Genomic DNA, 9753 nt, shown 5'->3' with positions numbered 1-9753 from the left:
TCTCAGAATCAATTTGATGCTCTTGTCAGCCTTGTCTATAACATTGGATCTGGCAACTTTGCCTCATCTACACTTCTTAAAAAGTTGAATGCTAAAGACTACCAGGGGGCGGCTGATCAATTTCCACGATGGAATAAAGCCAAGGGGAAGGTTTTGAATGGTTTAACTAAAAGACGTGCAGCAGAACGAGCGCTATTTCTAAAGAAGTAACTTATATGTGCCAACGATCCAAACTTGCTTCGCTTGTCACAGTGCTGTGCGTTCTATTTTCAGGGTGCACAGCACACACCATTAAAACCAATGTTTCAATCAGTGTTTGCTTGCAGTGTGTTCAACATTAGCAAGCATCACTCCCTCACAATCTCCACATCCTTCAGCTTCCTTCCTCTCGTCACCATAAATCTATTGGCTTCCCTCACTTCCAAAAACTTAATAGCCTCATCTTTGGTATCTAAAAATACATACTGCTGAGTGATCATGCCATTTATATCTGAATAGTCTTGGTAATCTTCAAATAATGATTGCTGGATATGCAAGTACTGCTTGCCTTTCTTGATGTAGAAGTACCTCATTTCTCACCCCAACTATCAACAATATCAGCCCAGTCTTGCATCATCGCTCTTCGCTCATCTAAGTAGCTCGCGTGGTTATAAGTGCCACGAACTACATTCTTATCAACATGGGCAAGTTGTATCTCCACATGATCAGAAGGGTAACCAAGACCATGAAGCATTGTAGATGCAGTAGCACGAAAGTCATGAGCTGTTAAGCTGTCAAAACCCATATTCCCAAGCGCACGGTTCACAGTTGTATTATTCATTTTCTTGGTAACATCAAACACACTTGAAAATACTAGGTCACTGTTTTTTGTTTGCTCAAACTGATCAAGCAAAATTTGCTTTAGCTGTTTAGATATAGGAACTAAATGCTCCCGATCTTTTTTAATATTACGTTGCCCTTTTTTTCTTTGTTCAGCAGTGGCAGGAGGAATGCGGATTATACCGATATCAAAATCTACCCACTCCCAGCGCAGGCGAATAACCTCAACTGTGCGCAACATAGAATAGATTAGAGTTTTGATCGCATTCTTAGTTGTTGTTGCACCATTGTATGAAGATAGACGAGAGTTGAAGACTGCTTTTTCATCATCAGTCATAGGCCGCGCAGTAATCTTTGGTGGGCGTTCTACTGTGTTTCTTAGTGCAGATACAGGATTGAATTCACAGCGTGAAGTTGCAATAGCATAGTCAATAACCTGACTGACTAATTGCCGGTTAAAGATTGCAGTACTTTCACCAGTACCATAATTCCCCTGTTTAGAAACACGTTTCATTGTCTTTTCTTGCATCTGTAAAACATCAAATGCAGAAATCTTTTTAATATCCTTCTTACCAAGGGTAGGGAATATGTCTTTTTCAAAAGCTTTTTCTACAGATCGCTTATAGCTTACTGATTTTTTATCTTTGCGTTTGTCATACCACTCTGTTGCCACACTTTCCAATGTACAAGCCTGATTTAAAAGAGCTCTTGCTTTTTCTTCTTGTCGGTTTTGAGATGGATCTATATTTTGGTCTAAAAGTAGTTTTTGTTCCAATGTCTTCTGGCGAGCTTGGGCCAAGGTGACAAGAGGGTATTCACCCAAACTAATCATCTTTGCAGTACCTAAAAAACGGTATCTATAACGCCAAAGTTTAGAACCATTCGTGCGCACTTCGATGCACAGACCGCCTTGATCAGCAACACGATAAGCTTTATCTTGTGGTTTGAGTTGTTTTATTTTGGTGTCGTTGAGCATTAGCTATCTGTGAGTAACTTGAAAAGAAAAATGAATACTCACAATCTTACTCACAAAAGTTGTGAATGTCACCGAACAAGAACGGACGCCAACGGACATTAAATATTTTTGAATTGTAGTTGTTGTAAAATGAAGCGAACACCAACGAACGTCAGCGAATATCAGTGCTTCCTTTCAATCATTAGAAGCATGATTATAACCTTTTGAAAGATATGCACTTAATTGTGCTATTGAATTAGATAAACCAATCTTAGCGCTGTGTTTTTTCATCTATCTTGAATAGAGAAAAGATTATTCTAGCGATAACGGGAAATCATCATAACAAAACGGATCATTAATGTGGGAAATTTTGAAAGCATTGAAGGCTGAATAAAAGGCTAATTTTGTTTGTTGAAATGAGTTAGTAATTGATAATAAATTTTTGTAATTGAAACACTTGAGAAAAAAAACTGAAAGTGAATCGAAAGTCTAAATGAATTGATTGGAATGATCTTGAAAAGAATGATATAAAAAGCCAATTTACGCGAATAATAAAAGCGTAATTGGCACTACATTGGTTCTTTGTTATATGTATTGCACTATTTTGGTTCATTATGTCTTTTTTGGGGACGAGCTAAAATAGGAATGTTTAAATATGGTGCATTTTTAAATGCAGACATTATAGTAGGCATAGGACAGGGAGCCTAAAGCATTTTTTCTGCAAAGAATTTCAATGTTTTAGGTATGCTTTGAAATTGTTGGTATGATAATTGCTAATTATACATCAACAACTAACACGCACTTAACAAGTGCATAAAAACTTCATTGGAGCAAATGAGCATGGCGAACAAGGTCCTTCAACTCATCAAAGAAAGTGGCGCAAAATGGGTCGATTTTCGCTTTACTGATACTAAGGGTAAAGAGCAGCACGTAACTTACCCAGCTGATACCATTGATGAAGATACATTTGAAGACGGTAAAATGTTTGATGGTTCTTCAATTGCAGGTTGGAAAGGCATTGAAGCTTCTGACATGATCTTACGTCCAGATGCTGAAACAGGTTTTCTTGACCCGTTCTTTGCTGAGCCTACAGTTGTTGTGACTTGTGACGTTATCGAGCCTTCAACTGGTCAAGGTTACGAGCGTGACCCACGTTCGATTGCTCGTCGTGCTGAAGAATATTTAAAATCTACAGGTATCGGTGATACAGCATTCTTCGGTCCAGAACCAGAATTCTTCGTTTTTGACGAAGTGAAGTGGGACATCGACATGTCTGGCGCGCGCCACACATTGATTGCTGAAGAAGCTGCTTGGTCTACAGGTAAAGACTACGAAGCAGGTAACTCAGGTCACCGTCCACGTGTTAAAGGCGGTTACTTCCCAGTTCCTCCAGTTGACTCTCATCAAGACATGCGTGCTGAAATGTGTGCACGTATCGAAGACATCATGGGTCCTGGTCGTGTAGAAGTACATCACCATGAAGTTGCATCTTGCCAATTAGAAATTGGTGTGAGCTTCAATACCTTAGTTCGTAAAGCGGACGAAGTTCAACAGTTCAAATATGCAGTTTGGAACGTTGCGCATCAATATGGTAAAACAGCGACATTCATGCCTAAGCCAATGGTTGGTGATAACGGTTCTGGTATGCACGTTCACATGTCAATCTCTAAAGATGGCAAGAACTTGTTTGCTGGTGACGAATATGCTGGTTTATCAGAAATGGCATTGTTCTTCATCGGTGGTGTAATCAAGCACGCGCGTGCGTTGAATGCGATTACCAACCCAGGTACAAACTCTTATAAGCGTTTGGTTCCACACTACGAAGCACCAATTATGCTTGCTTACTCAGCACGTAACCGTTCTGCTTCTATCCGTATTCCTTACGTTTCTAGCCCTAAAGGCAAGCGTATCGAAGCACGTTTCCCTGATCCATTAATGAACCCATACTTAGGTTTTGCTGCATTGTTAATGGCTGGTCTTGATGGTATTCAAAACAAGATTCACCCAGGTGAAGCTGCTGACAAAAACTTGTATGATCTTCCTCCTGAAGAAGAAGCAAAAATCCCAACAGTTGCTCACAACTTGGAAATGGCGATTGCTGCACTTGAAGCGGATCATGAGTTCCTGTTGAAAGGTGGTGTATTCACTAAAGAAATGCTTGATGCATATATCGAACTTAAAACTGAAGATGTGCGCCGTCTTAACACGACGACTCACCCAGTTGAATTTGATATGTACTACAGCCTGTAATACATACAGATTGAAAAAGCTCGCTTCGGCGAGCTTTTTTTATGTTTTTGATTCAATTGAAAGTCATGCGTTTTTCCAAAGAAATTCATGTACACTAATCGCGATGTTTTTAGTGAGCCAAGCATGCGAAATTTACGACCAAACAGAATTAAGGGACGAGAGATCCCAACTGAAATGAAAAAATGGTTGTATGCATCTGGTTCTCTTACTCAGCAATTGACTGATCTGGGTGAGGGGGAGTTTCATGTTGAACGGACAAAAGAGCATTTTCAACGACTCACCTTTAACGATAGCCAGTGGATGCAAATGCCAGCACACCATATTGCATGGGTACGTGAAACCAATCTTTATGGTAGTGAAACAGAAGCTTGGGTAAAAGCAAAAAGTATCTTTCCTATTTTAAGCTTACATAAGAAAGCACGATTATTTCGGCATATTCGTAATAAGCCTATTGGTTGGTTTTTATTTCAACGAACCAATCCTGCCTGCGAAAGGCGGGTTATTTATCTTGAAGAAGGTTGGACCAGACAAAGTTGCTATACTTGGCATGGCTGCAAATTTATTGTGCAAGAAACATTTCTTCCCGCATTTGAACAGTTTATTCGACAGCATTGACTCTAAGGATTCATCATGGAAACAGTGCAACACACAACATGGCGGCAACGTTTAGAAGCCTATTACTATCTATGCCGTTTTGATAAGCCTGTAGGTACAGAACTGGTCTTTTGGCCAACCATGTGGGCACTATGGATTGCTGCTGGTGGTTTACCGCCATTGCAGATTCTCATTGCGATGGTTTTGGGCACGATTTTTATGCGTGCAGCGGGCTGTGCGATTAATGACTTCGCTGATCGTAAAGTCGATGCTCATGTAGAGCGTACTAAAACACGCCCATTAGCCACTGGCATCATTCGTCCACGCGAAGCGGTTTATGTTTTTTTGGGATTAGTTGCAGCAAGTGCGTGTACTTTATTTTTTCTACCGATTGCAACGTTTTATTGCGCCCTAGCAGGTCTAGTACTGGCATTTGTTTACCCTTTTATGAAGCGCTATACACACTTACCACAAGTGGTTTTAGGGATGGCTTTTTCATGGGGAATTCCCATGTCTTTTACCGCGATGGGGAAGCCCTTAGATTTAACCTGTTGGCTTTTATATTTTGGTAATTTGGCATGGACGGTGGCTTACGACACTCAGTATGCGATTACCGATCGAGAATATGATTTAAAAATTGGAGTGAAATCGACAGCGATTTTATTCGGTCGTTACGATATACAAATTATCGGGTTACTCCAGATTCTCAGTTTGTTGCTGATCGGTGGGGCTTTATATTTAGAAAATCTGTTGTTACCGTTTGGATTGATTGCGTTGTTGATCGTTGCGGTAGATTTTGCCTATCAAGCTTTCAAAACCAAAGATCGTGATCCACAAATTTGTTTTTGGGCATTTCGTCACAATCGTTGGGTAGGACTGATTATTTTTCTTGGAATTTTTTTAGAATTAATATTTTAATCTGACTAAATAGTTGAAAAGTGTCCTATGCAGGGCACTTTTTTTATGCCTTAATAATACGGCATGTAGATTCATGCACAAAAATAAGATAAGGACTAAAAGGATATTTTATGAAACGGTCAAACATTGCTTTAGCAGTTACTTTCTCGATTTCTGCATTATTTTTAACAGCGTGTAATGACAATGATGATGATTATACCGGGGTAGATTCGAATAAAACCTATCTGTCTGAAACGACTTATTCTAAGGATAAAGTGGATAATGCCTCATCACTCAAGGTAATGACTTATAACATAGAGAATGTTCAAGGTCGCACTGCCAAAGCAACCGCATTGGTGATGTTCCCTAAAGTTGCTCAGCCAGCTGATGGTTATAGAGTGGTGGTCTGGGAGCATGGTACGGTTGGGGTAGGTGATAGCTGTGCACCAAGTAATAATACTGTGAATCCTCGCTTTAAAATCCTCGCTGATACTTTATTGGCGGCGGGTTATGTGGTGATTGCGCCAGATTATGAAGGTTTGGGGACTCCAGGAATTCATCCATATCTAAACTTGGGTAGTGAAGCTAAATCTGCGATTGCAGCGGTAAAAGCAGCAAAAGATCATTATGGGGCGAAACTCAATGGACAATGGATGTCTATTGGTCAGTCTCAAGGTGGTCATGCTTCATTGGGTACTGCTGAATTTGCAAATAATGATGCAAATTACAAAGGTGCGGTTGCGGGCGCTCCTGCATCGAGCCTTGGTTATATCATCTCTGTTGTTGCACCACAGGCAATTGCAAATATTCTTAAGCAAGAACAGGCTGGTCTTGCACCAGTAGGTACAGCGGTTGAAGTCTATGCAGAGCTGCTTGCTTATGCTGCATATACCACTGTTGGTATTACTGCTTATGATTCTAAATTTAATTATCGGGAAATTTTTCAGGAACGTTCTCGCTCAATTGCTGAATTCGCCGAAGGTACGACAGGTGAAAATGGCATCTGTTTAGATGATTTGCATAATAAGTTTGCAGCAGATATTCGTGACTTTATCAGCAAAGATACCACTAAAACTGTTTTGGACTATCCGGGCTTAGCGGGTAACTTCCAAGAAAATCCAACAGTGAAAAAATTCCTATCAGATAATCAACCTGCGACCAAGAAAATAAACAGTCCAGTAATGATTATTCAGGGGACATTAGATATGGCAGTGCCTTATCCAGTGACAGATTCCTTGCAAAAAGGATTGATTGCATTGGGTACTAAAGTCACATTCGTGCCAGTTGTTGGAGCGAGTCATACTCAAGCGATTGTATGTAAAAATGCGGATGCTTATGGCTTTATCCAAGCCAATATGTCAGCAGGTACAGGTATCGTATTGACGGATGCGCAGAAGGATGCCAGCCAAAGCCCTCACTGTACTGGTAAATTCTAAGATTTCTTTGCTTATTTAGAAGAAATTTACTTTTAAAAAGAGTCTCTTTATAGGGGCTCTTTTTTGTTATATTGTTGCACAGTTTAAAGCCATGCAATTTGAGTTTAAATCACTTATGAGCCAGCCACCTGTTGAGAAAAAATCAATCCCTTGGTTATTAATGAGTTTGGGATTGTTAATTCCAATTTTTATTGTAGGTATGGCCTTTGTTGCTGCGAAAAGTGATGCGCAAACCAAGAAAAAATATGACCAGCAACGCGCTGAAATGGCAAAGAAATTTGAACAGCAGAAAAATGCTGAACAAGCGACAAAGGCGGAATAATTTTTCTTAAATTAGCTGACTATCGGAGATCCATCTGTAGCTGTTTTATAGATGGAATCTCCGTATAACGTTGTACTTGATAGCCTGCTTCTTGTAACATCTGATCGCGCTTTTGATCTTCTAATTCTTTGCCTAAATGACTCGGGTCATCTAACTCAATAATCGCCAAAACATTCATCTGCTGATCTAAAACCACAAAGTCTGTCACCTTGCGATTAAACTTACTGCGGATCTTATAGTGATCACTAGTAATCAATGCACTAAAGGCTACCTGCGCAAGTACATGATGCTGTGGAAAGGCCTGTTGTAATCGTACAAACATTCTTGATTCAAATGATGTGATGACAGGTCGAGCAAAGAATTTTTGTTTGGGAAAGAAAGGGCGTATACAGCTAAAAAGCAAGATAGCTGTACTAATAAAACCAATCGTTAGAAATAAGAAGTGATTCGATTCAAACATGTATTTATCAAAGAGCAAATAAAAAACCCACTCAATTAAGAGTGGGTTTTTAGAATCTTGGCTCTCCCACCTGGGCTCGAACCAGGGACCTGCGGATTAACAGTCCGTCGCTCTACCGACTGAGCTATGGGAGAATCTGGAGCGAATTTTAGGGCCTAAATGGCAGTCCGTCAAGTAAAATCAGTATGAATAATAATCGCTTAACAAAAATGTTGAGTATTAACGTGCAACTTGATTACATTGTGCCAATTCAGTGGAGCGGGCATTCCAGATTGCGCCTGCTGAGTTTTTATAATAATTAATCTTACCGATACGTAAGACCAGACTCTGACAAGAATCTAAGGAGAGTGCATTGCCCCAAGGGCCAGACATGCTACAGACACGACCATTACATTTCCAGACGACATTGGGACCACTTTCAATTGGTACAGTCACCGTGCCTTTATAAGAGGAACCAGCATACCAAGTGGTTTGGGCGGCCATTGCTGGACTACAAAAGACGATTAAACAGAATAGAAGTTTTTTCATTATGTGTTTTCCTTAACAACATCATTAATTTTTATCTTATAGTTAAAATAATATGGTAGGTCGAAATTTATACGATACTCAACATGAAATGAACAAAATAATCGTAATTGTCGTTATAAGGGTATTTTGTTTATTTAAAATAAAAAGCCCAGATCAATGATCTGGGCTTTTTAGAATCTTGGCTCTCCCACCTGGGCTCGAACCAGGGACCTGCGGATTAACAGTCCGTCGCTCTACCGACTGAGCTATGGGAGAATCTGAGTGCCATTATAGGCAGCTTTTAAAATTGGTCAAGATAAAACTGTCATGTTTCTTTCATTTTTGCATCGTATGCTTTTTATTTGCACAATTACGATAAAGTAGGAAAAATAACTTGAACTTTGAACAGGCTATTGCTAGATTCGAATTAGAAAGAGCGTTTAGATATTTATCTAAACAGTGTGGATTTAACCCTACTTGCCAGCACTAAAATGGCTAAACTGGAGGTCGAAATGACTATTCTAAATATTCAATCTATTTTTTCAAATTTGTCTTTTTATCAAGAACATTATCTCGAAATTATTCAAGATGCTGCGCAGTATTACACGCCAGTTGAACATTCATTTATAAATACTTTTCCGTTTAAGCAACAAGCCTTGTATCTGGGTGATTTACTGCAATTATGGTTTGGTAATAAGTGGAAAATTCAAACGGCAAAAGATCTACTCACACAAAAAAATACATCAACTGTCGACGAGCACGCACCTTTATATTTATTTCAACTTGGTGGTGAATTATTTTTAGGTGCAAACACTGCTTTGGCTTGGTCTGTGGCAGAGCAAAAGGTTGTTTCAGTACAAGTGAAAAGCATTTGGCAATACGCAGTATTTAGTCATTTATGTATTCGACCAAAAAACTTTCAAGCGAATAAGGCCATTGCATAGGGCTATGATGAAATAGCCCATTTGCTTAATCTATGCTTATGGGCGAATGATCATGCAGGTTGCGGTTGCATGGGCATAAAGTTTGCCATCTGCATCGACAATCTTACCTTCAGAAATACCTAAATTTTTACTGATATTGATCATGCTGCCTATCGCTGTGAGTTTTTGATTCTTAGGAATAGGGCGACACATTTTAATATTTAGATCAATGGTGCCATAACCGACGCCTGCTTCTAAAAGCGTATGAACAGCACAGCCTGTCACTGAATCAAGTACGGTTGCAGCAAAACCACCATGTACTCCACCCAGCGGGTTAAGGTGGCGTTGATCTGCTTGAACTTCAAATTTGATAAATCCTTCTGCAACTTCTACGGGTTGCATCGGAATGGTTTCACTAATACTGGCAGGTGGAATTTTCCCTTCACACATCGCGGTTAAAAACTCAAGTCCATTCATTTCTTTCGGGTGTTTCATATTTTTTCCTATATAGTTCTAAAAAGGAACTTGTGTATAACGTAGTCTTTCCATCAGAGACTGTCAATACAGTTCATCGATCCATATCATGTTTT

12 protein-coding genes and 2 tRNA genes are annotated in these 9753 nt (G+C 39.6%); 7 read left to right on the top strand and 7 right to left on the bottom strand.

Annotation, left to right across the window (positions count from 1 at the left end; all coding sequences use genetic code 11):
- A partial coding sequence (locus B2727_RS06970) for a lysozyme (RefSeq protein WP_291348645.1) occupies positions 1 to 210 on the top strand: 210 nt, incomplete at its 5' end.
- Between the two features lie 137 nt (positions 211 to 347).
- On the opposite strand, the gene B2727_RS06965 is transcribed toward B2727_RS06970, so the two are convergent.
- Positions 348 to 572, bottom strand: a complete 225-nt coding sequence (locus B2727_RS06965; RefSeq protein ID WP_291348643.1) for a hypothetical protein — start codon at positions 570 to 572, stop codon at positions 348 to 350.
- Positions 569 to 1795, bottom strand: a complete 1227-nt coding sequence (locus B2727_RS06960; protein ID WP_291348641.1) for a tyrosine-type recombinase/integrase — start codon at positions 1793 to 1795, stop codon at positions 569 to 571. Before B2727_RS06960 ends, B2727_RS06965 begins: the two co-directional genes overlap by 4 nt.
- An 813-nt stretch (positions 1796 to 2608) precedes the next feature.
- Between B2727_RS06960 and glnA the strand changes: the two genes are divergently transcribed.
- The 5 genes from glnA (at position 2609) to B2727_RS06935 (ending at position 7273) form a co-directional block, all read left to right on the top strand.
- Positions 2609 to 4024, top strand: a complete 1416-nt coding sequence (glnA, locus tag B2727_RS06955; protein ID WP_171057879.1) for a type I glutamate--ammonia ligase — start codon at positions 2609 to 2611, stop codon at positions 4022 to 4024.
- 123 nt (positions 4025 to 4147) lie between these two features.
- On the top strand, positions 4148 to 4639 hold the full coding sequence (locus tag B2727_RS06950; RefSeq protein ID WP_005202430.1) for a chorismate--pyruvate lyase family protein: 492 nt from the start codon (positions 4148 to 4150) through the stop codon (positions 4637 to 4639).
- A 15-nt stretch (positions 4640 to 4654) separates the two neighbouring features.
- Entirely contained in the window at positions 4655 to 5536 is an 882-nt protein-coding gene (gene ubiA, locus B2727_RS06945; protein WP_005202432.1) for a 4-hydroxybenzoate octaprenyltransferase, read from the top strand.
- A gap of 110 nt (positions 5537 to 5646) precedes the next feature.
- Positions 5647 to 6951, top strand: coding sequence for an alpha/beta hydrolase (locus B2727_RS06940; RefSeq protein ID WP_005202433.1), 1305 nt, complete (start codon positions 5647 to 5649; stop codon positions 6949 to 6951).
- A gap of 115 nt (positions 6952 to 7066) precedes the next feature.
- Positions 7067 to 7273 carry a hypothetical protein gene (locus B2727_RS06935; RefSeq protein ID WP_005202434.1) on the top strand — a complete coding sequence of 69 codons (207 nt, stop codon included), beginning with the start codon at positions 7067 to 7069 and terminating at the stop codon, positions 7271 to 7273.
- 19 nt (positions 7274 to 7292) lie between these two features.
- Here B2727_RS06935 and B2727_RS06930 read toward each other — a convergent pair whose 3' ends face one another.
- The 4 genes from B2727_RS06930 to B2727_RS06915 form a co-directional block, all read right to left on the bottom strand.
- Positions 7293 to 7733 carry a DUF2726 domain-containing protein gene (locus B2727_RS06930; RefSeq protein ID WP_017402421.1) on the bottom strand — a complete coding sequence of 147 codons (441 nt, stop codon included), beginning with the start codon at positions 7731 to 7733 and terminating at the stop codon, positions 7293 to 7295.
- 58 nt (positions 7734 to 7791) lie between these two features.
- Positions 7792 to 7867 (bottom strand) — tRNA-Asn (locus tag B2727_RS06925).
- An 85-nt stretch (positions 7868 to 7952) separates the two neighbouring features.
- Positions 7953 to 8261: a hypothetical protein gene (locus B2727_RS06920; RefSeq protein WP_005202435.1), complete on the bottom strand. Its 309-nt coding sequence runs from the start codon at positions 8259 to 8261 to the stop codon at positions 7953 to 7955.
- A gap of 179 nt (positions 8262 to 8440) precedes the next feature.
- Positions 8441 to 8516 (bottom strand) — tRNA-Asn (locus B2727_RS06915).
- Positions 8517 to 8752: 236 nt separating this feature from the next.
- On the opposite strand from B2727_RS06915, the gene B2727_RS06910 reads away from it, so the two are divergent.
- Positions 8753 to 9184 (top strand): hypothetical protein, encoded by a 432-nt coding sequence (locus tag B2727_RS06910; protein WP_005202436.1) that lies wholly within the window; start codon positions 8753 to 8755, stop codon positions 9182 to 9184.
- A 36-nt stretch (positions 9185 to 9220) separates the two neighbouring features.
- Here B2727_RS06910 and B2727_RS06905 read toward each other — a convergent pair whose 3' ends face one another.
- Positions 9221 to 9658, bottom strand: a complete 438-nt coding sequence (locus tag B2727_RS06905; RefSeq protein WP_005202437.1) for a PaaI family thioesterase — start codon at positions 9656 to 9658, stop codon at positions 9221 to 9223.
- Positions 9659 to 9753: the final 95 nt, after the last annotated feature.

Origin of the sequence: Acinetobacter sp. UBA991, from assembly GCF_002292065.1 — a bacterium.
In the GTDB taxonomy this organism is placed as follows: Bacteria; Pseudomonadota; Gammaproteobacteria; order Pseudomonadales; family Moraxellaceae; genus Acinetobacter; species Acinetobacter higginsii.
Note: the sequence above shows the minus strand (reverse complement) of the source record. Positions and strands in the feature narration are given on the sequence as shown.